Raw genomic sequence first — 26,322 nt, 5'->3', positions numbered from 1 at the left:
AGAAACGCTTCCTTCACCTAGGAATGTTTGGACTTGGCGTCACCTACATACGCGGGGAGCTGGATCTTTTCTTTCTTCGCCATATCGATCTGAACGAAGTCCTGGAGCGTCTGCATGACCCCGCCGGGGAGATGCAAGGCAGACTCCAGCGTGTGAGGGTCTCCAATCGCCGAAATGACGAAGGGCGCCGCTGACTTGATGCCATTTACGATAATCGTCGGTCCGACGCAGCGAATGGCCGAATTGCTCACCAGCCGCTGTCCGTTGATGCTGATCGCTTCCGCGCCGGCTGCGCGCAGCTCGTTGACCACCAGGCGGACGTCCTGTTCATGCACGATGTAATTGGTGACATCGGCCGCGCTGCCGGCGTTCTGGTTGTCCTGCATGGTGATGACGACCCCCGGCCCTTCCACCGGGACCACCCCGGCCCTCATCCTCGCCGCTTCCAGCTCGCTGAGAATGCCGGCCGCTTCCGATTTCCTCTGCGCCATCGCTTCCTCTACTTTTCCGACCTGCCGCTGCAGATCCAGCAGTTGATTCTCCAAGTGGCGGTTTTGTTCCTTTTCCGCGAGAATGCGTTCATTCAGTTGCGTTTCCTGTTGAAACAGTTGATCATTCATCCGTTCCCTTTGCATGAGTTTGGTCGTCTCGACCGAAGTAGCCACGAGAAAGCCTGTGCTAAAAGTCACGAGAGTAAGGTACAGGTTAAATTTATGACGTCGACCCATATCGCAGTTCCCCTTCTGGCAATACTTATGACTGTTTGGGTTTTGACTCGCCGGCGGGAAGTTGAATTGGCGCTCCCGGATTGGCGTACGGTACAAACCAGGGCTGCTCAAACAGCGACAGAACCCCTTTTACCCCTTTGGGGAGTTCTTTTACAATCGTCGGATACCAGTTTAACATCGTATCCAGCTTGTCCACGACACTCCGCACTTCGTTTCCGTCCCGCATGTAGAGCGTAATCCGATGCTTGTCGTACACCGTCGGCGTCTGGGCGATGTCCGAAATCTCGCCCAAGACAGCGGGAGACAGCGCGGCTAGCGCCTTCGCCAGATCCGGCAGCATCTCCGGAGCCTGCCAGGAGCTGATCAAGGGCCTGTCCACCATTCGCTTGGAAAAATCAACCTGCCTGAGCACCTTTCCATTTTCCAGCAGCGGGGCTTTGCTGCCGTCCTGCCCGTTCCAAAAGGCTACCCGGCGGTATTCCGTCACATGGAGGCGGATCACCCCAGGAAAGGAGCGCTCCACTCTGATCTCTTTTACGCCCTCCAGCGGCAAAGCCGCTTTCTGCACTTGATACTCCCAGACGTTCAAAAACTGCATCCCGATCGTCAAACCAGAATGGCTGATGATATTCTCGGCTGTATACATATCGTTTCCGATCACCTGGATCTCTTGCACCTTGCTGTAGGGCGAGCGGATAAACAGGACGATCAGGACGACCAGAAAAAACAGGACGAGTAAAAAAACGAGCTTGCGATTCCCTTTTTTCCTCGGGAGCTGCTGCTTGACGTGTGGAATGCGATCTTCAATAACCGTCATGTCTCAAACCCTTCCTCACTGCGCTAGCGCGTGTTGCCCTCCCGGCTGACATACTGGTGCTTTTCCCTGTACGGCCGAAGGAGGCGTCCGCACAAAAAATGGGAATGCTTATAATAACTGACACTGTACAAAACAGGGAAAGCGGCATAAATATGCCGCTTCGTTTCTTGGGTCTATGTCGCCACTCGGGTGATGCGGGCACCCAATTGCTGCAGCTGCAACTCCAACTTTTCGTAGCCACGGTCGATGTGGTGGATCTGCGAAACCGTGGTCGTACCCTCTGCAGCCAAACCCGCCAATACAAGCGCGGCTCCTGCCCGAAGGTCGCTCGCCTCCACAGTCGTCCCGGAGAGTTTGTTGACGCCGCGGATGATTGCGGACCCCAGATCGACGTAGATAGAGGCGCCCATTCTGGCCAATTCATTGACGTGTTTGAATCTTCCCTCAAAAATGGTTTCCTTGATCACGCTGGTTCCATTTGCCAGAGAAAGGAACACCATGAGCTGCGCCTGCAGATCCGTCGGAAACCCCGGGAACGGTGACGTGATAATCCGATCGTAGGCACGCGGACTACCTGTACTCTTGATTTCCATTATATCATGGTAGGTCTTGATTTCAACACCGCAGCTGCGTGCTACTTCAATTAAAGCCGTCAAGTGTTCGGGAATGGTATTGGTCAGTTCGATGTGTCCTTGCGACACTCCGACAGCGAGGAGGTGGGTCCCCGCCACAATCCGGTCCGGTATGATGCGGTAGCTGACTGAGCGGAGCTTGGGAACACCGTGAATCTCAATGGTGTCCGTTCCGGCGCCGCTGATGCGGGCCCCCATGGCATTGAGAAAATTTTGCAAATCGATAATCTCCGGCTCTCTGGCCGCATTGCAGATTCGGGTCGTTCCCTTGGCCAAAACAGCCGCCATCATGATGTTTTCGGTAGCCCCGACACTGGGAAAGGAGAGGAAGATATTGGTACCGTACAACTGATCTGCCCGAAACGTAATATAGCCCTCTGCCTCCTCGATTTTCGCACCGAGCGCGGTCAAGCCGGCCAGATGCAGGTCAATGCGCCGCTCTCCGATCAAACAGCCGCCCGGGCGGGAGATGGTGACCTCGCCGAGACGGGCCAGCAGGGGACCGGCCAAAAAGATGGAAGAGCGCATTTGGCCCATCAAATCATCAGGCACGTGGGAGACAGAGACAGATGTAGTATCCAGATCCACGCACCCGTCTGCATGTCTGGCATCTGCTCCCAACGCTTGCAAGATTTCCAGCATCACCTCAATGTCCCTGAGGTGGGGAACATCGTAAATATAAAATTGCCCTTCCGCGAGCACGGTCGCGGCAAGGATGGGAAGGGCAGCATTCTTGGCTCCTTGGATCCGAAGCGAACCGGACAGAGGTCTTCCGCCTTCGATCGCAAAAGTATCCAAATTTTCACCTCCGTGTTACCCCTCGCCCACCACCAGGACCTCCGGATGCATCTCGACGCCAAACTTCTCCTGGATCGTGCATCGGATGTGTGTAATCAAGGTGAGGACGTCGGCAGCCGTGGCTCCTCCCCGATTGACGATAAAATTCGCGTGAAGCTCGGAAACCTGCGCTCCGCCGATGTGAAAGCCTTTTAGGCCCGCCGCTTCTATCAGGCGACCCGCATGATCGCCGGGCGGATTGCGAAACACACTGCCGGCGCATGGCATCTGCAGCGGCTGTGTCAACCGGCGGCGATCCTTGTTGGCCGCCAGCGTTGCCGCGATCTCTTTGCGGTCGCCCTGACGCAGTCCGAAGCGCGCTTCCAATACGATTCCCTTGCGCTCTTGCAAAAGGGACGTACGGTAGCTGAAGTTCAGTTCCTCGTTGCTTAACACGACCACTTCACCGTCGTCAAAGAGGATTTCGGCATCTTTGATAATCCGTGACAGATCCGATCCGTGCGCCCCCGCATTCATGTAAACGGCTCCGCCGACTGTACCAGGAATACCTCCCGCAAACTCCATACCCGTTAATCCCATCTTTCCCGTTTCTGTCGCCAGGCGGATCATGGAATATCCGGCACCCACACGCACCTCTTCGCCCCTGAATTCGCAGTGACTCAAGCCCTCAGCCACCTTCAGCACGGCTCCGCGTATCCCTCCGTCCCTCACCAGAAGGTTGGAACCGCGCCCGATCACGCTCCAAGGAATCTCATGACGACGGATGATGTTCAAGGCTGTCAACAAGGCTGACTTATCCTTGGGCTGGATTAACAAATCGGCAGGACCCCCTATCCGCCACGTTGTATGGTTGGCGAGAGGTTCATTGGTCCACACTTTTCCAACATCTGCCTGCCTCAACTCATCTGCGATTCTCTTCATATGTGAACCTCCTGATACACATGCTAGGGTTGCATCTAGGCCTTATCACGTGTTTGCTCCATACTATGCGATCGCCCATTTTTGCGTGACAGCGGACGAAAAAACCCCGCTTACTTGATCAATCTCTTCATTAGCTGATAAATGTCCGTTGCGGCCTCCGGCATCCCCAGCTTCCGGGAGCTCTCCCGCATTCCGGCCCAGCGTGCCTGATCCCCGAGGATCGACACCAGGGCTTCCCACAGTCTCTCTCCGCTCAATTCCTTTTCCAGAATCACGACGGCGGCACCTTGCCGCTCCAGACCGCGGGCATTTTTCTCCTGGTGATTGTTCGTGACGTATGGGCTCGGGATCAAAATCGAAGGCACCCCGAGAGCCGTCAACTCCGCCAGACTGGAAGCGCCTGCCCGCCCCACCAAAAGATGGGTGCACGCCAACAGATCCGGCATATTGTGGACGAATGGAAAGACGGAAAGGTTGCGAGGTTCCACACCTTTTTCCTTTAACCTGTCCGTAACCGATTCGTAGTGGATCTTGCCCGTGACGTAGACAAAATGGGTGTCTCTACACTCTTCCATGCGGGAGGCGATCGCCATCGCCGCTTCATTGATCGCGCGCGCCCCCCGGCTGCCGCCGAAGATCAGGACGATACGCTTGTCCTCCCCCACCCCGAGGAACTCCCTGCCGGCTTTCGCGTCGCCGTGCATCACTTCGGTGGCGCGCGGATTTCCGGTCAATACTGTCTTGGCTGCCGGGAAAAAGGACAGGGATTCTTCAAACGAGACCGCCACTTGATTGACGTAGCGGGCCAAAAATTTATTGGTCAAGCCGGGAACTACATTCTGCTCGTGGATGACGGTGGGGATGCCCAACCGCGCCGCCGCATAGACCACAGGGCCGCAGACGTACCCGCCTGTGCCGATGACGACGTCGGGACAGTATTCCCGCAGCATCCGTTTGGATGCAGAGACTGCGCGCTGGAATTTCCACAAGGTCCTCACGTTTTCCCATGTCAGCTTTCGCTTCAATCCGGAGATCTCCACGGACTGAAAGGGAATGCCCGTCCGCGGCACCAGGTCCGCCTCCAGGCCCATCTTGCTTCCTATGTACAAAAAGGCAGCCTGCGGTTCCTGGCGAGTAATTTCTCTCGCCACCGCAAGCGCCGGATAGATATGTCCACCTGTGCCTCCGCCTGTGAGGACCACGCGCATAGAATCACCTTCACCTTGTTTGCCTTATTCTGTCTTTCTATCTGGAGAAACGCGAGATGTTCAGCAATACCCCTACCCCTGTCAGCATCAAGGTCAGCGAAGAACCGCCGTAGCTGAGAAAAGGGAGCGTAATGCCCGTAACCGGGAACATTCCCGTCACTACGCCTACATTAATGACGACCTGAATCGCGATCATCCCGATGATGCCGAGCGCCAAGAGGCTGCCGTACAGATCGGGAGCCATGATCGCGGTCCGCATGCCCCTCCACAGCAAGAGGAGGAAGACCAGGAGCACCAGCGTGCCGCCGACAAAGCCCAGCTCTTCCGCAATCACGGAAAAGATGAAGTCATTGTACGGCTCCGGCAGGTAGTAGTGCTTCTGCCTGCTCTGCCCGAGACCGAGTCCAAACAAGCCGCCCGGTCCGATCGCATAGAGGGATTGGATGATTTGATAGCCTGTACCGAGCGGGTCCTGCCAGGGATCGAGGAAGGACGTGATCCGCTTGATCCGGTACGGCGCCGAGAGGATCAGGCCGACGAAGCCGGCGACACCGATCATGCCCAATCCGATAAAATGGCTGATCCGTGCCCCTGCGGCGAAGATCATCACCACCGCCGTCCCCATCAACACCGTCCCGGTCCCCAGGTCCGGCTGCAGCATAATCAGGCCAAAGCACACCACGGGAATCGCCAGCGCAGGTGCCAATCCCTTGCGAAACAGCACGATCTGTTTTTGGTTGTCAGAGAGCCAGCGGGCCAAAAATGCGACCACGCCCAGCTTGGCGAACTCACCCGGCTGGATCCCGAAAGCGCCGATGCCCAGCCAGCTTTTGGAGCCGTTCACCTCGATCCCGATGATCAAAACCACGACGAGAAGCGCGATGCTGATCAGAAAGCCGATCTTTGCCCATTGTTTCCATACCCAGTAATCGATGTTCATCATGACATACATCGAGGTAATCCCGAGAATCGCAAAGATCAGCTGCCGCTTGGCAAAAAAGTACGGGTCGTTAAAGGGAGCCCGCTGTGCAACGATGGCACTGGCGCTGTAGACCATCACGATGCCAATTCCTAATAAAAAAAGTGTTGCAAAAATAATCATGAAGTCGGGGGCAGAGCGTACCTTGCTCATCGTGCAAAGTCATCCTTTCTCACGCCGTCCCGGGAGGTCAACCATGGCAAGCAGTGAAGCTGAGGGACAAGGCGTTATGCTAGGCTTGTTTTAAGTCTATGCACAACGTCCTTAAACATGCTTCCCCTCACTTCAAATGACGGGAACATATCCCAGCTGGCACAAGCCGGACTGAGCAATACCGCATCACCCGGCGACGCTGCCTCCGAAGCGGCGATCACAGCTTTTTCCACAGTATCGACATGGATCAGCGTGTTGATTCCTGCTTCTTTGGCGCGGGCTAGCAAAATCGGGGCCGTCTCCCCGAAAGCAACTACCGCTTTGACTCGCGGCTGGATCACGGGAATGAGGTCGTGAAACGTCACACCCCTGTCCAGGCCGCCGCAGATCCAGACAACCGGCTCTTTCAATGCCTGAAGCGCGCGGGAAGCCGCCTCCGCATTGGTTGCCTTGGAATCATTGTAATACTTTACGCCCGCGATGGTCGCGACGTATTCCATCCGGTGCTCCACCCCGGCAAAGCTCTCCAGCACACGGGCGATGGAGCCGTTGTCCGCCCCCGCCAGCTTGCAGGCGAGTGCGGCTGCCAGCGCATTGTCGAGATGGGCGACAGACAGCTTTTCGACAGGTAGTATTTCTTCGCGCTCCCCCGCAGCTCCTACAAAGAGAATGCTGCCATTTTCTACATAGGTGCCACGCGGAACGGGGCGATGCTTGCTGAAAAAGTAGACCTGTGCGGCAAGCGACTGCAGATCCGGACAAGCATCGGCCTGATCGTAGGGCAAAATCGCGATGTCATCCGCCGTCTGATTGGCAAAGAGCTTCCATTTGGCTGCCCGGTACTCGTCCATCGTGTGATGATAGTCCAGATGAGCCGGATACACATTCAGCAGCACCCCGATCTTGGGACGGAAAGCAGCCGTCCCCATCAGCTGGAAGCTGCTCAGTTCGGCCACCAGCCATTGGTCGGGCCGCGCCTCCTCGGCCAGTCCGCACAGGACCGTGCCGATATTTCCGCCAGTCAAGGCATCGATGCCCGCTTCGCGCAGGATCAGTCCGATGAGCGTGGTGGTCGTCGTCTTTCCATTGGAGCCGGTGATGCCGATCATCGGCGCGCGGGATACCTGATAGGCCAGCTCCACCTCCGTCACGACGGGGATCCCCAGCTCCAGCGCCCGGGCGACGGGAGCCGCCTCGTAGGGAATGCCGGGATTTTTGACGACGAGCGAGATTCCCGGGTGAATCAGGTCATCCGGGTGTCCGCCGCAGATGACGCGGATGCCGAGCGCTTCCAGTTCCTCCGCGCCGGCCGCTTCTTCGCGCGGTTTCTGATCATTTGCCACGACATGCGCACCAAAGCGGTGCAGCAGTTTTGCCACTGCTACACCGCTTTTTGCCATGCCAAGTACGACCACTTTTTTGTCTTGATAGCGATTCATCGCAGCGTCACCACCTCTAGGTATACGCCAAGCCCTGCACAAATTATCCCGACCAGCCAAAAAGTAACGACGACGCGCCACTCCGACCAGCCCGTCAGTTCAAAGTGATGGTGCAACGGGCTCATGCGGAAAATGCGTTTGCCTCTCGTTTTAAAAGAGACGACCTGCAAAATGACAGACAGAGTCTCGACGACGAAGACGCCGCCGATGATGGCGAGGAGCAGCTCGGTTTTGGTCATGATGGCGATCCCGGCCAATGCCCCGCCCAGCGCGAGCGAGCCCGTGTCCCCCATGAAGACGCGGGCCGGATGGGCGTTAAATACCAGAAATCCGAGTACGGCCCCGACGACAGCGGCGCTGAAGATCGCGGTGTCAAAGCTCTGGCTGAACCAGGCGATAATCGCATAGGCCCCGAAGGCGATCGCCCCCGTTCCCGCCAAAAGACCGTCCAATCCGTCCGTGATGTTGACCGCATTGGTCGTGCCTACGAGCAAGAACAAGAGGAAAGGAAAGTAGAAAATGCCGAGTTCGAGTTTCCAGGGTGTGCCCGGAAGGTGGAGCGACGTGTCGTGCCCCATCAGATGCAGCAAATAATAAGCGCCGACTGCGAGCAGGATCTGGCCGGTGAATTTTTGCTTGGCCGTCAGCCCCAGATTTCGTTTTTTGGCGATTTTGATGTAGTCATCCAGAAAGCCGATCAATCCGTACCCGATGGTAACCAGCATCAAAAAGAGAACCTCGATGGTCGCATTGGCAAATTTGAGCACGGTAAAAATGAGTGCCAACAAAATGATGGTACCCCCCATGGTGGGTGTCCCTGCTTTTTTCTGATGGGATTGCGGTCCTTCCTCCCGGATCGCCTGCCCGAATTTCAGGCGGCGAAGCACGGGAATGAACAAGGGACCGATGAGGACTGCGATAAGAAACGCGGCTACGATCGTGACGAGGAGTACATTGTCAGCGAACATGCCCGACCCTCCTTTCTCTGATGCTATTCATAAACAGGCGCCTCTATTCGTTTTTCCAAAGAGCGATGGCTTCTTTTGCCACTTCCCGGTCATCGAAGGAGAGGACTTCCCCTTTGATAATCTGATAGGTCTCATGCCCTTTTCCGGCGATCAGGATGACATCCCCCTCGCTCGCCTGCGAGACGGCATGATGGATCGCTTCCCGCCGATCTACAATGGAGGTGTAGCGCTCCGGCGCAGTCTCCGCAAGGCCGGCGAGCATGTCGGAGATGATCGCCTCCGGCTCCTCGGAGCGGGGGTTATCAGAGGTTAAGACGGCGAGATCTGCGTACTTTGTTGCAATTTGCGCCATAATTGGGCGCTTGGTTTTATCCCGGTCGCCGCCGCAGCCGACGACACAAAATACCTTTCCTTTGGCAAACTCCCGGATGGTCGTCAAAGCATTTTCCAGGCTGTCGGGGGTATGCGAGTAGTCGACCAGCACCGCAAAGGGCTGACCGGCATTGACTGCTTCAAAGCGGCCGTTGACGCCCTGTACCTGCTCCAGGCTGGATTTGATCTCCGCGAGCGGAATCCCTTCCGCCAGTCCCACCGCCATCGCCGCCAGTGCATTGTAGACGTTGAATTTGCCCATCAGTTTCAGCGAGAGTCGGATGGAGCCCGCGAAGGTGTGGGCGACAAAAGACGTGCCTTGGGTGCTAATCGAGATCTCTTCCGCTCTGACGTCCGCCGGCTTGTCGATCCCGTACGTGATCACGCGGGCCGGGGTTACCGTGGCAAACAGCGCGGAAGCCTCGTCATCAGCATTCAACACGGCCGTTTTCAGCCGCTTGGGGTCGTAGACATTGCCGAGCTGCGCAAACAGCAGCGATTTGGCGTGACGGTAATTCTCCATGGTCTTGTGGTAATCGAGATGATCCTGCGTCAGGTTGGTAAAGACAGCGGTATGTATCTCACAGCCGCGGACGCGCCCCATCTCCAGCGCATGGGAAGAGACTTCGATCGTCGCGTACTCCGTGCCGATGTCCAGCATCCGGCGGAAGCTCTCCTGCAGCTCGAGGGCATCCGGGGTCGTGTTTTTCATCTCTTCCGTTACTTCGCCGATCCGTCTATGGATGGTCCCGATGAGACCGGTCTGTTTTTGCTGATCGTGCAGAATCTTGTCGATCAGGTGCGTCGTCGTGGTTTTTCCGTTCGTCCCCGTGACCCCGATCACTTTCAATGTCCGCGTGGGCGATCCATAAAAACGGTCAGCCAGCATCGCCATTGCTCTGCGGGTATCTGGTACCCGAACAATGGTGGCCGGCACATCGACATCCTTTTCAGCTAATACAGCGACGGCGCCCATCTCCACAGCCTTCGCCGCGAACTGATGGCCGTCGACAGTAAAACCGGGCAAGCAGATAAACAAGCATCCGGGTTTTACTTTGCGTGAATCTGCTGTCAAACCCGTAATCTCTATGCTGTCTTCCCCTGTGACCTTGACTGGCAGCAAGGGAGCAAGCAGATCCCGAAGCAACATAAAACTGGCACCCCATTCTTTCCCTAGTATAGACAAAAGCATTGGGAATTCTTCAGAGCGGAGTGTCCGCACTTGTGTACAAGTCTCGACAAAGCCCCGCTCCGAAATCTCATTTTATAGTTAATCGCTTGATTTGTCACCAAGATAGATGCGAATTTTTGAGCCTTCTTCGATTTTCTCGCCCGCTTGCGGCGCCTGCTGAATTACATGCGTACCCTTGCCTTCCACCACCAGCGGCAGTGTGTCGTAAGCGGTGACGATCTCCCGCATGGACAAGCCGACCATCTCCGGCACTTCGATATAGCGCTTGTCTCCGAGCGCGCGGTTGATCTCCCGTTCGATGCCGTCCTTGCGCTTGGGAACGCCCAGGTACTGGAGCGAAGACTCCATGATGTTTTTGACGCTCGGCGCGGCGATCAAGCCCCCGAAAGCGAGCGCCTTCGGATTGTCCACAGCGAAATAGACGACAATCTGCGGATCGTCCGCCGGGGCAAAGCCGATGAACGATACGATGTATTCGCCGTTGACGTATCGTCCGTTCCGCACTTTTTGCGCAGTACCCGTCTTGCCGCCAACGCGGTATCCTTCGATGTAAGCATTTCTCCCGGTGCCTTTGGCGACGACGCTCTCCAATGCGTAGCGGACTTTGGCCGAGGTCTCCGGGGTGATCACCTGCCGCACCTCGGTGGGCAGCGTTCGGCCGACGATGTCATTGGTCACGCTGTCCCGCCATTCCTTTGCGACAAAAGGCTTCATCAGCTTGCCGCCGTTGATGGCCGCCGCGACGGCTGCCATCTGCTGAATCGGAGTGACTGATACCCCTTGGCCAAAGGAAGTCGTCCCCAACTCCACAGGACCGATGCGATCCATCCGAAACAGAAGGCCATTTTCTTCCCCGATCAGGTCGATGCCTGTCTTCTGGCCAAAGCCGAATTTTTTGATGTACTCAAACAGGCGCTCCTTCTGCAGCCGCTGGCCCATCGTCACAAAGCCCGGGTTGCAGGAGTTTTCCACGACTTCCAGCATCGTCTCCTGTCCGTGCCCCTGCCTTTTCCAGCAGCGGAGCCGCTTCCCCGCGACCATGATATAGCCGGGATCGAAAAAGCCCTCCTCCAGCTTCACTTCTCCTTCGTTCAGCGCGGCGGCCAGCGTGACGATCTTGAAGGTGGAGCCGGGCTCGTACGTTTTCCAGATGGGAAGGTTGCGGTTGTATACTTCGCTGGGATAGTCCCTGTAGCGGGCCGGGTCATACGTGGGGCGGCTGCCCATGCCGAGAATCTCTCCGGTCTTGGGATTCATTGCGATGGCCAGGACGTCGTCCGGCTGGTAGGCGACCATCGCCTGATCCAGTTCGCGCTCGATAAACGATTGAATGCTGCTGTCTATCGTCAGGTACATATCCATGCCATCGACCGGCGGCACGTACTCTTCGCTGCCTCCCTGCATGGCCTGGCCGCGGGCGTCGGACAGATAGGAGATGTGCCCCTGCGTCCCTTTCAAAAACGGGTCGTAAATGCGCTCCAGCCCGGTCAAGCCCTGATTGTCAATCCCCGTAAAACCGAACAGATGGGCGGCCATCGTCCCATTTGGATAAAAGCGCTGGGAATCCTCCACCACGAAGATCCCGGGCAGGTTGAGATCCTGGATTTGGCGGGCTTTTTCCGGAGAGATTTTTCTGCCGCCGGGCACTCTTTCGATGCTCTGTCGCTTGGTAATCGCCTTGTAGACGGTCTCCTCCTGCTGCCCCAGCACGACGGCCAGTTTTTTGGCGGTATCGTGGGGGTCTTTGACTTGCACGGGGATGGCGACGACCGAGGGCACGCTGATATTGCTGACCAGCTCCTTGCCATTGCGGTCGAGGATGCGTCCCCGCTTCGGCTCGAATTTGATATTCCGGTTCCACAGCTCGTGCGCCTTCTCTTGCAGCTTTGGCCCGGCAACCAGCTGCACATAGCCGAGCCGCGTGATCAGCGCCGTGTACAGCACGATTCCGATCACCAATGCGACGAAAATACGGCGTCTCACAGTTACATTGGATACCCGCACAACGAGTTCCCCCTTATGACACAGGTTGTCTCTTCTCTAGCCTATTCGTCAGGGGGACAGGTTAGAACCCCGCTGCTCGTGCGGGGCGTGTGCGGGTACCGTGTGGACGAAGATCGTGTATAGGTGCTTCTCCTCCCAGGTCCGGGCGGCCTCCAGCGGGGAAGCAACAATACGGAACGTGGCCCTACTGACCGTTCGGTACGGTCTGGGTGGGGTATGGATACGGCAGCGGCATTTGGCCGGCCGGCAGCCCCTGTCCGCCGCCGGCAGGGATGGCCGTGGTTCCGGCCGGAAGCGGGGTGTTGCCGACGGGAATCGTCGGTGGATAGCCCTGTGGCGGGTAGCCCTGATAGCCGGGGTAGACAGGCGGGTAGACCCCGGGCTGCACGGCTCCGGCGGAACCGGGCGGAACTGCTTGCATCACGCCGGGCGTACCCGTCTGCACTGCTCCGGTGACCGCATCCGTACCTTGAGCGGGCGCAGTACCTGGTACGGGTGCTGTTCCTGTGGGGGGCCCATTTCCCGAACCGGGTCCTGCCTCGCCGCCTCCTGGCGAGCCGGATCCGGTTGCAGGTGCAGCCTCCCGCGCATTCTCGCCGTCGTTCGTCGTGCCGGGCTGCGTTTCGCCCGCTTGGCCTGCGGGCGCATCCGGGGACCCGGGATGATTGGCATCCGGAAGCGGTACAGGCTGGTCCGATGACGGCTGCAAGGTTATCTGCAGCTGCTCTCCTCCCTTCAGCACCGTTCCTGGCGGGATGCTCTGCTGCGTGATGAAGCCGATGCCGTAGCTGGACATCTGCAGCTGCATCAGAGAAGCCAATTCCATCGCTTCGCGCAAAGATTTCCCCGTCAGATCGGGCATCTTCGTCCCTTCGATCCGGTCAGTCACCAGTGTGACGGCCGCACCCGGAACCATTTTTTCATAAGGCGCGGGCAGTTGGTTGACGATCTTCGTCCCCGTCCCGATGATGGAGACGGCGAAATTGTCCTGTTCCGCCCTCAGCTTGGCCGCTGTGGTGGACATGCCGACCAGTTTGGGCATGCTGATTTCGCGAACCTGTTCTACGCTGGCAACCGCTTGCGCCGTCACGTTTTCTGCCGCCTTTTCCGCCTCGGCAGAATCCGGCATTTGCTGCAGATACTGGAGGCTTCTCTCCATGATCGATTTAAAAATCGGGGCGACGTATTTTCTTCCCCACGTCGTGTAACTGTCCGTGGTCGTGGGATCGTCGACGACGACGTAGACCAGCAGCCGGGGGTTGTCTTTGGGAGCAAAACCGATAAAGGAGACGATGTAGTGCTGTCCCTCCATGATTCTCCCTTTGTCGTCGTATTTTTGAGCCGTTCCGGTTTTCCCCGCCACATGATAGCCTTTGATTTCATAGGCTTCCCCCGTACCATGCTCGCCGGTGATCACCGTCTCCAAAATGTCGCGCGTCTTTTTGGCAGTCGCTTCGCTGACCACGCGGTGGACGACCTCCCGCTGATTCCGCTTGACGACGGCTCCTGTAAGCGGATCGCGCATTTCCTTGACGATATGGGGCTTCAACAGCTCGCCGCCGTTGGCGATCGCACCGACCGCTGCAACCTGTTGGATCGCCGTGACCGCCACCCCTTGGCCAAAGGTTGTAACGGCGATGTCCCGCTGCGAACGCGGATTCATCAGGTTATTGAGAATCCCCTTTTGTTCGTACGGCAATTCGATTCCCGTCTTGGAGCCGATCCCGAATTTTTCAAAATAGCTTTTTAATTTCTCCGGGCCCAAATAGTCATACCCCATGATGGCAAATACGACGTTACTAGAGCGCTGCACGCCTTCGAGGAAACTGATCTCTCCCCAACCGGCCCCGTTGTTATGGTCGCGGATCGGCGGCTTAAACTTTCTGTACATCCCGGATTGATACATCTCATTGGGATTAAATTTGCCTTCCTCGATGGCTGCCGCCAGTGTGATAATCTTAAACGTCGAGCCCGGCTCAAACATCGTCCCGACCGCATGATTCGTGTAGTTGGTGATCCCCTTGTAGTAGGTATTGGGGTTGAACTGCGGACGGTTGCCCATCGCCAGGATCTCCCCGGTTTGCGGATCGGCGACCACGACGGTCATCGATTTTGGTTTGTACTCTTCCTCCGCCTTGTCGAGGGCCTGCTCGACATAGTCCTGGATCGTCCTGTCGATGGTGAGGTAGACATTCAGGCCGTCCTTGGCCGGTTTGTATTTGCGCTCCCCGTCAGGCAGCTGATAGCCCGCCCCGTCTGTCAGGACTTGCATCTCCCCCTTTTCTCCCCGCAGTTCCTTGTCGAACTGCAGCTCCAGCCCCATCTTCGGATTGTCGTCGAAGTCCATGTAGCCGATGACGTGGGCCGCAAAGCTGTTGTTTGGATAGTAGCGCCGGGTGGTCTCGGTGATGATCAGCCCGGGAAGCTGGTTGGTCTTCACCTGTTCGCCGTTTGGCAGGACGGGATACTGCATCTTTTCGATATAGAGCTTCTGCTCCTCGCTGATCTTTTTGCCATACCGTCCCAGCTCCACGACCTTTGCCGTGGGATTGGTCAAATATTTCAGGAGTTGATCCATCGGCGCATTCAGGACAGGCGACAGCACCTGTGCCGTATAATAGGGATCCTTCAGCACATCCTGGTCCCGTTCATCACGCGGCTTCAGCCTTACGCTGATGTCGTACGCCTTGCCCTCAAAAGCAAGATACTCCCCGTTCCGGTCCAGAATGGCGCCCCGCTTGGGCTTCAGCGTCTTTTCCCAGTCCCATTTGGCCTTGCCCATGATATAGGCCGCATCGACCGTCTGAATCCACCAGAGCCGGACCGTCATCGTTAAAAACATCAGAATCGCGGTAAGCGCAAGAAAGATGATCCGCAAATTGATCCGCCGTTTTAAGTCCACTTTTCTCACTCCAACCCCGAAAATCTCGTTATTTCATCATTTGACAGCTTCATTTCTACGATCACTTAGGTCTAAAGTAACAAAAAACGACCGTTTACGAAAAAAATGTTACTTACTTGCACAGTAAGTAACATTTGCTCCGCAATCCTATGTGATCAGTTGTTTGCAGCAGGCTCATTCGTTTCTGCTTGGCTCGAAGCGGCTGCCGAGTTCTTTTTCTTCTCTGCCATCTCCTTGGATTGACCGACCACATGAGCAGCCTCCGGATTGTACACCATTCCCATTCTCATTGCTTCCATGATGATCCGGTCCCGGTTGCTCAACTGTTCGATCTGCAGTTGAAGACTGCTGTTGGTCTCCTTATTCACCCTGATCTCTTTTTTCAAACGCTGGATTTCGTAGTTGTGCTGCGAGATTTGCGAATAGCGCACACCGACCAGGCCGACGCCTGCGACTACGAGGCTGATCAAAAACAGGTACATCAGCTTTTCCCCGGTCGGAATGGACGGCTTGATGCGAACAGTCCGTTTCGTTTTCTTTTGGGTGGTGGAACGCGGTGACTCTTCCAGTTCTACCGCGAGATTTCCTCGGTAGTAGTAGCTCATTTCGGTCTCCCTCCTCTGGCTCTGGCTGCGAGCGTTATAATTTTTCCGCTACCCGCAGTTTGGCGGAACGGGCGCGGGGATTGGCCTCAAGTTCTTCTTCCGACGGCAAAATCGGCTTTCGGGTGATGATCTTGACGATGGCTTCATTTCCGCAGGTGCAGATCGGAAACGCCGGCGGGCAAGTACATCCTTTGGCAAAATCCTGATAGACCTGCTTGCAAATCCGATCCTCCAGCGAGTGAAAGGTAATGACGCTGACGCGGCCCGCTGGCCGCAAGATGCCGATCGCATCGATCACGGCATCGCGGAAGGCATCCAGCTCATCGTTGACCGCGATCCGAATCGCCTGAAAGGTGCGCTTGGCTGGATGCGGACCCGTGCGGCGTGCCGCGGCCGGTATCGCTTCTTTGATCAGCTCGACCAGTTCACCGGTGGTTTTCACAGGCGCATGCTGCCTGCGCTGGACGATTTGCCGGGCAATTCGCCGGGAAAATTTCTCTTCCCCGTACTCCCAGATGATACGGGCGATCTCTTGCTCGTCCCATTCGTTGACGATCTCATAGGCAGTGAGCGGCGCCTGCTGATCCATTCGCATATCCAGCGGGGCGTCGGCATTGTAGCTGAAGCCGCGCTCTCCCTCGTCCAGCTGAGGAGAGGAGACGCCCAGATCGAACAGGACTCCATCGACACCGTCCAGGCCGAGATCGTCTACGATCTCTTTCAGGTGGCGAAAGTTGCTTTTCACCAGGGTGACTCGATCTATGTAGGGCGAAAGCCGTTCTTTCGCATTTTCCAGCGCCCAATCATCCTGGTCGATGGCGATCAGCCGCCCCTCCGGAGAGAGCCGCGAAGCGATCAGGCTGCTGTGGCCCGCGCCGCCGAGCGTGCAATCGAGATAGATGCCATCTTGCCGAATGTTCAATCCGTCAACGGCTTCTTCCCGCAATACGGTTACGTGATGAAATGACAAAGCCGTCACTCCCAGTTCTGTCAGTGCTTTTCGGATATCAAGCTTCCCCGCACTGTTTTTCTTGATGCATCGGTCTGGTTGTCTTATAGGTCAAAATCCACGAGTTTCTCAGCGATTTCCGCAAAAGACCCTTCTGACTGGGCAAGATAATCCTCCCAACGTTCTTTGCTCCAGATTTCCACGCGGTTGGATACGCCGATCACGACGCACTCCTTTTGCAGCGCGGCGTAATCGCGAAGTGTCTGCGGTATATTTACCCTTCCCTGCTTGTCCCACTCGCATTCCGATGCGCCGGAAAAGAAGAAGCGTGTAAATGCGCGCGCATCCGCTTTGGTAAACGGCAAAGTCTTGAGCCGCTCCTCCAAAGCCTTCCACTCTTCCGTGGGATAGACGAACAAGCATTGGTCGAGTCCGCGGGTAATGACAAACGAGGCGCCGAGGCCATCGCGGAGCTTGGCAGGGATCGTCAGGCGGCCTTTGTCATCGATGCTATGTTGATATTCACCCATGAACACGGCCGATCCCCCCACTTTCCTCCAAATGACCTCCACTTTCCCCCACTTTTCCCCACTTGGACACCTATTAGCTATTATAAAGAAAAAATCCTGCTTTTGTAAGCAGGATTTTTCGTTAATTATTTTTCCGGGAAAGGACGGGATTCGCGAAATTATTCGACCCAGCTGTCCAGATATGCCTTTTGCTCGTCGGTCAGCTTGTCGATTCCGATCCCCAGCGCTTCCAGTTTGTAGCGTGCCACCATCTCGTCCAACTCGTACGGCACATCCAGCACGCGCTTGCCGATGGATTCGTATTGCTTGTTCACGTACTCCAGAGAAACTGCTTGCAGCGCAAAGGTCATGTCCATGATTTCAGCCGGGTGGCCGTCGCCTGCAGCCAGATTGACCAGACGTCCTTCGGCCAGGAGATACACTTTTCGACCGTCAGCGAGGACAAATTCTTCGATATCTTTGCGAACGGTGCGCTTGGATTTCGACAAAGCTTCCAGTTCCACTTTGTTTACTTCGACATCGAAGTGACCGGCGTTGGAGAGAATGGCGCCATCTTTCATCACTTCAAAATGCTCTTTGCGAATCACGTCGCGGTTTCCGGTAACGGTGACAAAGTAGTCGCCGTGTTTGGCCGCTTCGCTCATCGGCATGACTTCAAATCCGTCCATATAGGCTTCGACCGCTTTGATCGCGTCGATCTCGGTCACGATCACTTTCGCGCCCAGACCTTTGGCCCGCATCGCCACGCCTTTGCCGCACCAGCCGTAGCCGACGACTACGACGGTTTTGCCGGCGACGACGAGGTTGGTCGTGCGATTGATGCCATCCCATACGGATTGGCCCGTGCCGTAGCGGTTGTCAAACAAGTATTTGCAGAAAGCGTCGTTTACCGCGACCATCGGGAATTCCAGCTTGCCTTCCTTTTCCAGCGCTTTCAGGCGCAGGATCCCGGTCGTGGTCTCCTCGGCACCGCCGCGCACCTGGGAGAGCAGATCGCGGCGCTCGCTGTGCAGGATGGTTACCAGATCGCCGCCGTCGTCGATGATCAGGTCAGGGCGGGTTTCCAGTGTTTTGATCATATGGCTCTTGTACTCTTCCGGAGATGGATTGTACTTGGCGAAGACGCGAATGCCGTCCTCTACCAGCGCCGCGCAGACGTCATCCTGCGTGGACAGCGGGTTGGAACCGGTGATGGTTACCTCGGCTCCGCCCGCTTGCACGACTTTCGCCAGGTAAGCGGTTTTCGCCTCCAGGTGGAGCGAGATTGCCACTTTCAGTCCGGCAAACGGCTTTTCTTTTTCAAAGCGTTCGCGGATGCGGTTGAGCACCGGCATATGTTCTTTTACCCAGTCGATCTTCAGATGGCCATTTGGCGCGAGTGCCATATCTTTTACAATGCTTTCAGAAACCATGTTCATGAACGGATGAACCTCCTTCTTCTACAAAAAACTACGATTAATCTTACCACAGGACTTTCCTTTTTCCTATCTGAACGACGCCCGGAAAACTAAAAAAACTACTATTCCGGTTTGTTTTTGCTAGTTACCGTATCCGCCGCTCCCTCTTTGCCCATCAGCAGGTCGAGAAAATGGCGCATGGATCGGGGCATCCACTTTTTCTTGTGGTAGACCACTTGCCGGTATACCCGGATGTCCGGATGGGAAAAGGGCAGCGTCACCAGCGTCCCCTTGCTCACTTCCTCATGCACAGCGATCAGCGGCACCAGCGCGATTCCCAGCTCGTAGGCCACACATTGCTTGATCGCTTCCAGGCTGCCAAACTCCAGCGAGGTTTCCTTGCTAGTGCCGCAGTCCCGCAGGACGGATTCGATCATTGCGCGATAGCTGCATCCCGCCTCCGGAAAAATCCACTGCTCTCCGGCAAAATCGGCGGCTTCGATCCGCTCCATCGCCGCCAGCGGATGCTCGGGGGATGCGATCACAACCAGCTTTTCCTCCCCGAGGTTGATGCTGGCCAAGTCGGGATGCGTCTGCAGCCAGTCCAGGACGATCGCAAAGTCATAGCTGCCGTCTTTTACCCCTTGGCGCAGCTCGTGGCAGATCCCCGGCGTCAGCAATACCTTCATTTGCGGCTGTTCCTGGCGAAATCGCTGCAGGTAGGGCGGCAAATAAAAAGCGGCCAGGGACTCGACGGTGCCGATCGTCAGCGTCCCCGCCATCTGCGACTGCTCACTCAGCTGCATCCTGGCTTCATCCAGGAGTCCCAGGAGCTGTCCGCAGTAATCCAGCAGGACCTCTCCGGCTTGGGTCAGCTTAATTTTGCGCCCCCATCTCTCAAACAGGGTGACGCCGAATTCCTGCTCCAAATTCTGAATTTGCGTGGTTACGCTGGATTGGGCATAGCCCAGCACTTCGGCCGCGCGGGTAAAGCTCTGCCATTTGGCCACCTCGCGAAAGGTTTGCAAGTAGCGGGTATCCATCGGGCTCACCTCGATCTCAATCGTTTTTTCCGATTCGTATTATCAATTATTATAGATAACTCCGATGATTCCGTCTATGCTACACTGCAGCTATGTCATCCAGTGTCTGGATCAAAGCTACTAAAAAAGTGAGGGTTCCCTATGGAAAATTCCCCGTCGCACGCAACCGGACTTCGAAAAACATTGTCGCTGCCGCATATCGTGACGCTGTACATCGGCGCGGTCATCGGCTCCGGCGTGCTGCTCCTGCCGGGCCTAGCTGCGGAAATCGCAGGGCCTGCCTCGATTCTCGCCTGGCTCTTCATGACCATCCTGGTGCTCCCGATGGCGATCACCATGGGGCTGTTGTCTGCGCGACACCCCAGCTCTGGCGGCGTCTCTACCTTTGTGCGGATGGTGTACGGCGATTTCGCCGGCAATCTGGTCGGCTGGTTCTTCCTGCTCTCGGTGCCGATCGGCGCCCCCATCGTCGCGGTGACCGCCTCCCATTACGCCGCCGTGCTCCTGGACTGGAGCCCGCTGCAGGTCTATCTCGCCGCCGGGATGATCCTTGTGGCCGTCATCATCATGAACATCTTCGGGCTGCAGGTGGCGAGCAAAGTGCAGACCATCGTCGTCGGGCTGATCGCCGCGATTCTGGTGCTGGCCGTGATTTCCGCGATCCCGCATGCCTCCGTCTCCCACTTTACCCCTTTTGTCCCGCAGGGCTGGCTGAGTGTCTTGCAGGTGGCCGGCCTGTTGTTCTGGTGCTTTATCGGCTGGGAGGCCGTCACCCATCTGTCGGAGGAATTCGTCGATCCAGAGAAAAACGCGGTGCGCGGCGTCCTCTGGAGTGCCGGCATCGTCGCGCTGCTGTATTTTTCCGTCGCGCTGCTCACAGTCGCCACCCACAGCTACGGGGAGGGCCGGTCAGAAGCATCGCTCAGCGTCATGGTGCAGCTCTCGCTCGGTCCGGCAGGCGGTTGGGTGGTCGGCATCACCGCGCTGTTCATCTGCGTAGCCACGGTCAATGCCTATGTCGGTGCAGCCTCCCGCATCGCTTATGCCCTGGCTCGCCAAGGAAGCGCCCCCCGCTGGTTTGGCCATCTTCACCGGACATACCAAACGCCCGTAGGCGGACTCTTCTTTCTAGCCATCTGCTTTAGTCTGGTGTTAACCGTCCTGGCCCTGGAGTGGATCGATCTCACGCGCCTGATCCAGTTTCCCAACGCCACGTTTTTTGCCACCTACATCGGGGGCTGTCTCGCCGGCGTGCGCCTGCTCAAAAACAGCCGCTACGGACGTCTTGCCGCCTGGACATCGCTGATCGTGACCGTATCCCTCTATCCGTTTCTCGGCTGGTCCGCCCTCTATCCGCTGGCGATCGCCGCCGTCCTGCTGCTGGTGGAGAGACAAAAGCAAAGCAGCCGTACCCGCTCGATGTGAGCGGCGGCTGCCAAGGCAATCACGAAGGGCTCCGCTTCGGTTGCGGCAAATAGCCCGATCTTATTCGTCTTTTCCGATCAAGCGAAAATTCTTCCCGTCCTCGGAGGCGAGATAGAAGGTTCGGTCGAGGCTGCCGCCCAGCTCGCCAGAGTAGTATTGGACGGTCATTCTGTACTTGCCCTCGCTGATCTTGGCATAGTAGATCAGCTCGTCAAAGCGCGGGAATCTGGCGAAATCATAGACTTCGTACTTCATAAACGAGAAGTGCTCCTGGAGAAACTTTTCCGTCACCGGCCATTTATTCTCCTCCACATACTTCACCAAATCGTCATAGCGGCGGATCTTCTCCTCATCCATGACGGCCGTGACAAACGTGCTCACCGCTTTGGTCATCGCTTGGCGCTCCGCTTCGGTCACCTGGCCGGGGTAGAGCTCTGCGATGGCCTCTTTGATCTGCTTCAAAAGGACGACCGCCTGCGCCCGGCTGACCCGCTCCTCGGGCCGGAACGACCCGTCCGGAAAACCGGTCATCACGCCCAGCTTGTAGATCGGGTAGACCATCAGCACCTGGTATTCGTTATCCGGTGAAATATCGCGAAAAAAGCGGGAAGCGGTTCCTCTGTACTTCTCCCCCTCGGATTGTTTCCCCAGCGCTGCCAGCGACAATCTGGCGGCCTCTACGCGGGTGAGCGGCTCATCCGGCTTGCCATAGGGAATAATCCCTGCGGCCAGCAAATGCGTGTACGTTTTCTCCGACCAGCGGCCCTGCACATCTGCGAGGTACTGCTCCCGCGTAAATTCTTCCGGCTCGTGTCCCTGATAAGCAGGGAGCACACGCTCGAGCAATGCCATGAACTGCTCTTTAGAGACGGGCTGTTCCGGTCGGAAAGTCGCGTCTGGAAAACCTTGTACCCAACCGGCCCGGACCGCTTCCTCAATCTCTTTTTTGGCCCAATGACTCTGGGTATCTGAAAAACTCCTGCTGCTGATCGGATCCGTTAAGCGGGCCTCCGCCCTCGGCAGCCCATTGCCAGCACCCGTCAGTATCCCTGTTGCTGATATGGCAGCGATCAATAGCCATTTTCCTGTCTTTGTCATTGTGCCTCGCATGAAAAGCTTGACCACCTTTCGCAGCAAATCTCCTATTACCAGGTAAGACGATCATATACTTGAAATGTTTCGACAAATGACAACAATCGGTCAGGTAACTTTTCCCATCATACCATGTGAAAAGCCGGATTGGCCACCTCATTCCCAAACTCTCAGCTGCTGGCGGGGCATGAGGACATGAAAAGGAGCCGCACCTTCAAACAGGTGCGGCTCCTGGCTATGTCGATTCGCTGCATCGCAGCTTCGCAGTTCAACAGCCATACATGATCGGATGATGCCGGAGTGTCCGTGATGCCCGCATCAGCAGATGCCATCGCATCGGCGGATGCCATCGCATCGGATGCCAGTCTCCGCACGAGCGGCGGCAGATCTACAGATAGACGACCTGGTGGCTGCCGTCATGCACAAACGGCGCTTCGACCAGGCGATCCACGAAGGAGAGCCCGTATTTATTAAGAAAGGGCAATATCGAGAGCTTCCTCTCCTGCAGTCCGCCAGCGGGAAACAATGCCGCTTCCAGGCGGTACAGCCGGCGTTTGCCGATATCCTCCCGCTGCTCCAATGCCCTCTCCAAACGGCTTTCCAAAAAGTCGACATTTTGCAGAAGACGCTGGGCATTTTTCTCGGCCAGCTGCCGCAGCCCCGGCTCCAGATGGGCCACATCCCCGACGAGGGGGCGATACAGCTCCTGCAGTGCGGCACGCACCTCTTCGAAGCGGTCTGCCAACGGATGCGGCCCCTGCTTGCTCTCCCACGCTGCCCGCCACTCGGCAAAAGAGATCAGGGCGCGATCGATCCCGAGATCAAAATCCTTCAACAGACGGGCGATCGCCCCTTCCACCAGCGTGACGGACATCCGCGGCAGCACGATGGGGAGCTCTTTGCCAAAAGCTTCGAACACCTCTTTAAAATACGCCCAGTAAGCGATCTCTCCCGGACCGGCGACAAAGGCAAGCGTGGGAAAGAGATGCTCCTGCATGAGCGGCCGGGTCACCACATTGGCGCTGAAGCGACAGGGATCTGCCGAAGCCAGCTCCAGCAATTCCGCCCGGGTGTAAATGCCGCGCCGGGTGACAAAATGATCGCCGTGCCGCAGCAGCTGCAGCCGATCCATGCCTTCGTAGAGGAACAGATTGGCTTCCTGTCCTCCTCCCTCCAGCTGGAGCGGATAGCCGGCTTGCTCCAGCCGGCCGGCCGCGGCTGCCAACAGGGAGCTCAGCTCTTCATTTCGCTCCACGACCTCGGTGAAGACCGGCTTTTCCAGCTCTCTGAGAAAAGGCAGCGAGGACTCCACTAGGATCAGGCCGTGCTTGCCAAACAGGCGAGCCATCAGCCGCGCAAACCAATCAACCACAGTCTCGGACGCCGCGGCTGCCTCCTCTGCCCAGGTCCGGATCGACGCTGTCTCTGCCGTCTCGGTCATCAGGGCGAATACCTGATCGAGAAAGGACCGGCAAGCATCCCGATCCAGCGGCACGCTGCTCGCCGACGGCCGTCCGCTGCGGGGCAGCTCCATCTTCAGCTTGTGCAGCCGGGTCTCATGGTCCGTCATGCCGTATACGTGATCGATTTCGTCGATGTCGTGATCCTCCCCGGCGATCCAAAATACCGGGACGACCGGGACGCCGTGTTGATCGCGCAAGCGTTTGGCTGCCTGAATCAGATGAACGGCCTTGTATATGGTATAGAGAGGACCCGTCAACACGCCAGCCTGCTGGCCGCCAATGACCACCATCGTCCCCGGCTCCCGCAGGATGTCGATGTTGGCGTGCGCTTCCTGATGATTGCCAATTTGTCGGTTATAGCTATGCAACCCGTCCGCAAGCTCGCTGCGGTGGGGAATCTCATGTTGCGCGAGCCATTCGATCCGCGCCTGATAAGATTCAGTGCGGTACGGATGGTGGGCAAAAAAGCGCAAGGCGCTCTCCTTGCCCTGCAAATAATCGTCAGCCAATTTGTTGGCCAACGGAAGGGATAAACATTCAACGTTCATAGAGGCTCACCTTTCTTACTCCGTGTCACTGCAAATTATACCATGCCCCCCTTCCCCACAAAACAAAACAACCCACGAAATGGGTTGTCAAAGTGTAAGTATGCTCGTTTGCTTGCGATTTTAAAACTGCGGTGTGGTCACGGACCAGATCAAGACCGCCTCTTCGTCGCCTGTGTTTTCGATGCTGTGCACTTTAGTACTGTCAAAAGCGATGCTGTCCCCTGCCTCCACGACATGCTCTTCGTCCGGGAACCGGGCGGTCACCCTGCCCGCCGTGACGACAAAGCATTCCTCTCCCTCGCCTTGCACGAATTTATCCAGCACCTGCTGTCCCGGCAAGAGCCTGACTTCCAGCATGCCCAGCTTCGCGCTCCCCCCTGCCGACAAGAGGGCGTACGTTCCCGAAGATTCTGGAAAAACGACTTGTCTGCGCTTGGCCTTTTTCGTTACGTGTACCTGCTTCTGGTCGATATCCTCGAAGAAATGGATGATTGAAGCCTCCAGCGCCTTGGTAATTTTCCACAAGGAATCCAGTGAAGGCTGTGAAATGCCGCGCTCTACCTGACTGAGCAAACCTTTGCTAAGCCCTGTTTTATTGGCCATAATCTCCAGGGTAAAGCCGCGCTCTTTCCGAATCATTCGAATCTTATGTCCAATCGATTCGATGGGAAGCTTCATAAAACCTACCTTCTTTCTTTCATAGGATATGTATCGGCATCGCAGGTACTATACATTGCCCATCGTCTTGACGATACCTGTCGTATACAGCACCACGTAAACCAGTCCAAATAAGAGAAAGGACAATCGCCAGACAGAAAAGCTGGCTTTCAAGAGGGAGAGCTTGCCCTTCCATCTCACCTGAATCCAGCCGATCAGGGAAATGGCGGCAAGAAAAAATCCGGTAATCCACCACCAGGCGGAGACGGCATCCGGCCAGATGACGCTGTAGGCGACAGCCACCGCACGAATCAACAAAAAATTCGTGATATTGATGGCCCAGCGGCCAGCCAAGCGCCGGTCCCGCTTCCAGAGGTAGAGCAAGAAGTAAGCGAGAGGAAATGCGAGAAAAGGAAAGGCGGTCATGATCGCCCAAAAATATGTCCAGGTCCCCGAGATAAACGACCAAAGTTTACTGAAAAAGGTCAATAGCGGCCTCTCCCTTCCCCTTGACCATGTCTGATTTCAGCAGCACGGCGCGCAGCACTGTCTCATGCATAGGGGTGGGCAGTCCGGCCTCCCTTCCCTTCTGTACGAGATAACCGTTAATAGCCTTCACTTCAGTCTCATTCCGCCGCCGGATGTCTTGCAACATGGAGGAAATATTCCGGGAAGTATTTCGGCAAATTTTTACAATATCCTGCCAGTCTTGTTCCTCTATTTTTTCACCATAGCGCTGGGCTACGGCGGCTGCTTCCTGAAACAGCTCTCTCATGAGATGCATCGTGTGCGGCGATTCCAGCAACATGCCGTTTGGTATGTCGAACAATGCTGTTAATGGATTTATCGATGCGTTTGCGAGCAGTTTGCGCCAGGCAAATGGCTTCATGCCATTTTCATAGACGGCCTGAAATCCGCTCCGATTGGCCAACTCGACAAATGCGGAGCCGATCGGATCGCGCTCCTTTGCCTCCTCCCATGGACCCAGACGCAAAAGTCCGGTCCCGGTATGCGCTACGAACACAGGAGAGATGCGGCGCGCGCCCTCCGTATTGCTGGCAAAAAGGCACTGAGACGGGGCCAGGATGCCGGTGATTTTTTCAAAATGACCCATGCCGTTTTGCAGAGCCAACACTCTCGCGGCAGGAGGAATATCACTTAGCGCAGACAAAATCGAATCCAAATCGGTCTGCTTGACGGCGAGCAAATACAGATCCGCTGCGGGCAATCCGTCTTCCAGCGGCTGGCTGGGGATCGGGGCATGTCGTTCGGTTCCGTCCAGTTGACGCAGCGTGATGCCGTCCTGCCGAATTTGGCCTGCTTGCTCCCGCGTGCGGGTAATGAGCCGAACTGACTGGCCGCTCAGCAAAAGACGTGCCGCGTACAGCATACCTACGGAACCGCCACCAATTACAACCAGATCCATGGAAATCGCCTGCCGCTCATTTGTTCACCTACATTAATAAATACTTATTTCAAGAATACCAAAGTTAGCCGGAA

Annotated in this window: 22 protein-coding genes; 1 reads left to right on the top strand and 21 read right to left on the bottom strand. The window is 56.6% G+C overall.

The window, feature by feature from the left end:
- Nucleotides 1-17 precede the first annotated feature (17 nt).
- The 16 genes from JD108_RS08560 to JD108_RS08485 form a co-directional block, all read right to left on the bottom strand.
- On the bottom strand, nucleotides 18-728 hold the full coding sequence (locus tag JD108_RS08560; RefSeq protein ID WP_198829412.1) for a DUF881 domain-containing protein: 711 nt from the start codon (nucleotides 726-728) through the stop codon (nucleotides 18-20).
- 25 nt (nucleotides 729-753) lie between these two features.
- Nucleotides 754-1,545: a cell division protein FtsQ/DivIB gene (locus JD108_RS08555; RefSeq protein WP_198829411.1), complete on the bottom strand. Its 792-nt coding sequence runs from the start codon at nucleotides 1,543-1,545 to the stop codon at nucleotides 754-756.
- 173 nt (nucleotides 1,546-1,718) lie between these two features.
- Nucleotides 1,719-2,975 (bottom strand): UDP-N-acetylglucosamine 1-carboxyvinyltransferase, encoded by a 1,257-nt coding sequence (gene murA / locus JD108_RS08550; RefSeq protein WP_198829410.1) that lies wholly within the window; start codon nucleotides 2,973-2,975, stop codon nucleotides 1,719-1,721.
- A gap of 15 nt (nucleotides 2,976-2,990) precedes the next feature.
- Nucleotides 2,991-3,896 carry a UDP-N-acetylmuramate dehydrogenase gene (gene murB / locus JD108_RS08545; RefSeq protein WP_198829409.1) on the bottom strand — a complete coding sequence of 302 codons (906 nt, stop codon included), beginning with the start codon at nucleotides 3,894-3,896 and terminating at the stop codon, nucleotides 2,991-2,993.
- Nucleotides 3,897-4,006: 110 nt separating this feature from the next.
- Nucleotides 4,007-5,104, bottom strand: a complete 1,098-nt coding sequence (gene murG, locus JD108_RS08540; RefSeq protein ID WP_198829408.1) for an undecaprenyldiphospho-muramoylpentapeptide beta-N-acetylglucosaminyltransferase — start codon at nucleotides 5,102-5,104, stop codon at nucleotides 4,007-4,009.
- 37 nt (nucleotides 5,105-5,141) lie between these two features.
- Nucleotides 5,142-6,236: a stage V sporulation protein E gene (spoVE, locus tag JD108_RS08535; RefSeq protein WP_198829407.1), complete on the bottom strand. Its 1,095-nt coding sequence runs from the start codon at nucleotides 6,234-6,236 to the stop codon at nucleotides 5,142-5,144.
- A gap of 74 nt (nucleotides 6,237-6,310) precedes the next feature.
- Complete coding sequence (gene murD, locus JD108_RS08530; RefSeq protein WP_198829406.1) at nucleotides 6,311-7,675, bottom strand: UDP-N-acetylmuramoyl-L-alanine--D-glutamate ligase; 1,365 nt, start codon at nucleotides 7,673-7,675, stop codon at nucleotides 6,311-6,313.
- Entirely contained in the window at nucleotides 7,672-8,643 is a 972-nt protein-coding gene (gene mraY, locus JD108_RS08525; RefSeq protein WP_198829405.1) for a phospho-N-acetylmuramoyl-pentapeptide-transferase, read from the bottom strand. The genes murD and mraY overlap by 4 nt, the downstream gene beginning before the upstream one ends.
- Nucleotides 8,644-8,686: 43 nt before the next feature.
- Nucleotides 8,687-10,165: a UDP-N-acetylmuramoyl-L-alanyl-D-glutamate--2,6-diaminopimelate ligase gene (locus JD108_RS08520; protein WP_198829404.1), complete on the bottom strand. Its 1,479-nt coding sequence runs from the start codon at nucleotides 10,163-10,165 to the stop codon at nucleotides 8,687-8,689.
- Between the two features lie 120 nt (nucleotides 10,166-10,285).
- Nucleotides 10,286-12,211: a stage V sporulation protein D gene (locus tag JD108_RS08515; RefSeq protein WP_198829403.1), complete on the bottom strand. Its 1,926-nt coding sequence runs from the start codon at nucleotides 12,209-12,211 to the stop codon at nucleotides 10,286-10,288.
- A 184-nt stretch (nucleotides 12,212-12,395) separates the two neighbouring features.
- Entirely contained in the window at nucleotides 12,396-15,113 is a 2,718-nt protein-coding gene (locus JD108_RS08510) for a PASTA domain-containing penicillin-binding protein (protein WP_198829402.1), read from the bottom strand.
- Nucleotides 15,114-15,268: 155 nt separating this feature from the next.
- Nucleotides 15,269-15,718, bottom strand: coding sequence for a cell division protein FtsL (locus JD108_RS08505; protein WP_228728355.1), 450 nt, complete (start codon nucleotides 15,716-15,718; stop codon nucleotides 15,269-15,271).
- A 34-nt stretch (nucleotides 15,719-15,752) separates the two neighbouring features.
- The gene (gene rsmH, locus JD108_RS08500; RefSeq protein ID WP_198829401.1) at nucleotides 15,753-16,697 is read right to left on the bottom strand and encodes a 16S rRNA (cytosine(1402)-N(4))-methyltransferase RsmH; all 945 of its coding nucleotides are present in this window, start codon (nucleotides 16,695-16,697) and stop codon (nucleotides 15,753-15,755) included.
- A gap of 74 nt (nucleotides 16,698-16,771) precedes the next feature.
- The gene (mraZ, locus tag JD108_RS08495) at nucleotides 16,772-17,203 is read right to left on the bottom strand and encodes a division/cell wall cluster transcriptional repressor MraZ (protein WP_198829400.1); all 432 of its coding nucleotides are present in this window, start codon (nucleotides 17,201-17,203) and stop codon (nucleotides 16,772-16,774) included.
- Between the two features lie 152 nt (nucleotides 17,204-17,355).
- Nucleotides 17,356-18,615 (bottom strand): adenosylhomocysteinase, encoded by a 1,260-nt coding sequence (locus tag JD108_RS08490; RefSeq protein WP_198829399.1) that lies wholly within the window; start codon nucleotides 18,613-18,615, stop codon nucleotides 17,356-17,358.
- A gap of 101 nt (nucleotides 18,616-18,716) precedes the next feature.
- Complete coding sequence (locus JD108_RS08485) at nucleotides 18,717-19,637, bottom strand: LysR family transcriptional regulator (RefSeq protein WP_198829398.1); 921 nt, start codon at nucleotides 19,635-19,637, stop codon at nucleotides 18,717-18,719.
- Between the two features lie 141 nt (nucleotides 19,638-19,778).
- Here JD108_RS08485 and JD108_RS08480 point away from each other — a divergent pair, with 141 nt between their 5' ends.
- Nucleotides 19,779-21,062, top strand: coding sequence for an APC family permease (locus JD108_RS08480; RefSeq protein WP_198829397.1), 1,284 nt, complete (start codon nucleotides 19,779-19,781; stop codon nucleotides 21,060-21,062).
- A 60-nt stretch (nucleotides 21,063-21,122) separates the two neighbouring features.
- Here JD108_RS08480 and JD108_RS08475 read toward each other — a convergent pair whose 3' ends face one another.
- The 5 genes from JD108_RS08475 to JD108_RS08455 all read right to left on the bottom strand — a co-directional run bounded on the left by JD108_RS08475 (nucleotide 21,123) and on the right by JD108_RS08455 (nucleotide 26,248).
- On the bottom strand, nucleotides 21,123-22,172 hold the full coding sequence (locus tag JD108_RS08475) for an S-layer homology domain-containing protein (RefSeq protein ID WP_198829396.1): 1,050 nt from the start codon (nucleotides 22,170-22,172) through the stop codon (nucleotides 21,123-21,125).
- 370 nt (nucleotides 22,173-22,542) lie between these two features.
- Nucleotides 22,543-24,165 carry a bacillithiol biosynthesis cysteine-adding enzyme BshC gene (bshC, locus tag JD108_RS08470; RefSeq protein WP_198829395.1) on the bottom strand — a complete coding sequence of 541 codons (1,623 nt, stop codon included), beginning with the start codon at nucleotides 24,163-24,165 and terminating at the stop codon, nucleotides 22,543-22,545.
- A gap of 120 nt (nucleotides 24,166-24,285) precedes the next feature.
- Nucleotides 24,286-24,843 carry a helix-turn-helix domain-containing protein gene (locus JD108_RS08465; protein ID WP_198829394.1) on the bottom strand — a complete coding sequence of 186 codons (558 nt, stop codon included), beginning with the start codon at nucleotides 24,841-24,843 and terminating at the stop codon, nucleotides 24,286-24,288.
- A gap of 48 nt (nucleotides 24,844-24,891) precedes the next feature.
- Complete coding sequence (locus tag JD108_RS08460) at nucleotides 24,892-25,311, bottom strand: DUF3397 domain-containing protein (protein ID WP_228728354.1); 420 nt, start codon at nucleotides 25,309-25,311, stop codon at nucleotides 24,892-24,894.
- Nucleotides 25,295-26,248: a ketopantoate reductase family protein gene (locus JD108_RS08455; protein WP_198829393.1), complete on the bottom strand. Its 954-nt coding sequence runs from the start codon at nucleotides 26,246-26,248 to the stop codon at nucleotides 25,295-25,297. The genes JD108_RS08460 and JD108_RS08455 overlap by 17 nt, the downstream gene beginning before the upstream one ends.
- Nucleotides 26,249-26,322: the final 74 nt, after the last annotated feature.

Source organism: Brevibacillus composti (assembly GCF_016406105.1).
GTDB lineage: Bacteria > Bacillota > Bacilli > Brevibacillales > Brevibacillaceae > Brevibacillus > Brevibacillus composti.
Note: the sequence above shows the minus strand (reverse complement) of the source record. Positions and strands in the feature narration are given on the sequence as shown.

Excerpts from the sequence above, each read along its gene's own strand:
- spoVE (WP_198829407.1), bottom strand. The coding sequence starts at position 6,236 with ATGAGCAAGGTACGCTCTGCCCCCGACTTCATGATTATTTTTGCAACA.
- bshC (WP_198829395.1), bottom strand. The coding sequence starts at position 24,165 with ATGAACGTTGAATGTTTATCCCTTCCGTTGGCCAACAAATTGGCTGAC.
- murD (WP_198829406.1), bottom strand. The coding sequence starts at position 7,675 with ATGAATCGCTATCAAGACAAAAAAGTGGTCGTACTTGGCATGGCAAAA.
- JD108_RS08455 (WP_198829393.1), bottom strand. The coding sequence starts at position 26,248 with ATGGATCTGGTTGTAATTGGTGGCGGTTCCGTAGGTATGCTGTACGCG.
- JD108_RS08555 (WP_198829411.1), bottom strand. The coding sequence starts at position 1,545 with ATGACGGTTATTGAAGATCGCATTCCACACGTCAAGCAGCAGCTCCCG.
- JD108_RS08480 (WP_198829397.1), top strand. The coding sequence starts at position 19,779 with ATGGAAAATTCCCCGTCGCACGCAACCGGACTTCGAAAAACATTGTCG.
- JD108_RS08505 (WP_228728355.1), bottom strand. The coding sequence starts at position 15,718 with ATGAGCTACTACTACCGAGGAAATCTCGCGGTAGAACTGGAAGAGTCA.
- JD108_RS08485 (WP_198829398.1), bottom strand. The coding sequence starts at position 19,637 with ATGGATACCCGCTACTTGCAAACCTTTCGCGAGGTGGCCAAATGGCAG.
- JD108_RS08560 (WP_198829412.1), bottom strand. The coding sequence starts at position 728 with ATGGGTCGACGTCATAAATTTAACCTGTACCTTACTCTCGTGACTTTT.
- JD108_RS08490 (WP_198829399.1), bottom strand. The coding sequence starts at position 18,615 with ATGAACATGGTTTCTGAAAGCATTGTAAAAGATATGGCACTCGCGCCA.
- JD108_RS08475 (WP_198829396.1), bottom strand. The coding sequence starts at position 22,172 with ATGCGAGGCACAATGACAAAGACAGGAAAATGGCTATTGATCGCTGCC.
- JD108_RS08520 (WP_198829404.1), bottom strand. The coding sequence starts at position 10,165 with ATGTTGCTTCGGGATCTGCTTGCTCCCTTGCTGCCAGTCAAGGTCACA.
- mraY (WP_198829405.1), bottom strand. The coding sequence starts at position 8,643 with ATGTTCGCTGACAATGTACTCCTCGTCACGATCGTAGCCGCGTTTCTT.
- JD108_RS08465 (WP_198829394.1), bottom strand. The coding sequence starts at position 24,843 with ATGAAGCTTCCCATCGAATCGATTGGACATAAGATTCGAATGATTCGG.
- murG (WP_198829408.1), bottom strand. The coding sequence starts at position 5,104 with ATGCGCGTGGTCCTCACAGGCGGAGGCACAGGTGGACATATCTATCCG.
- murB (WP_198829409.1), bottom strand. The coding sequence starts at position 3,896 with ATGAAGAGAATCGCAGATGAGTTGAGGCAGGCAGATGTTGGAAAAGTG.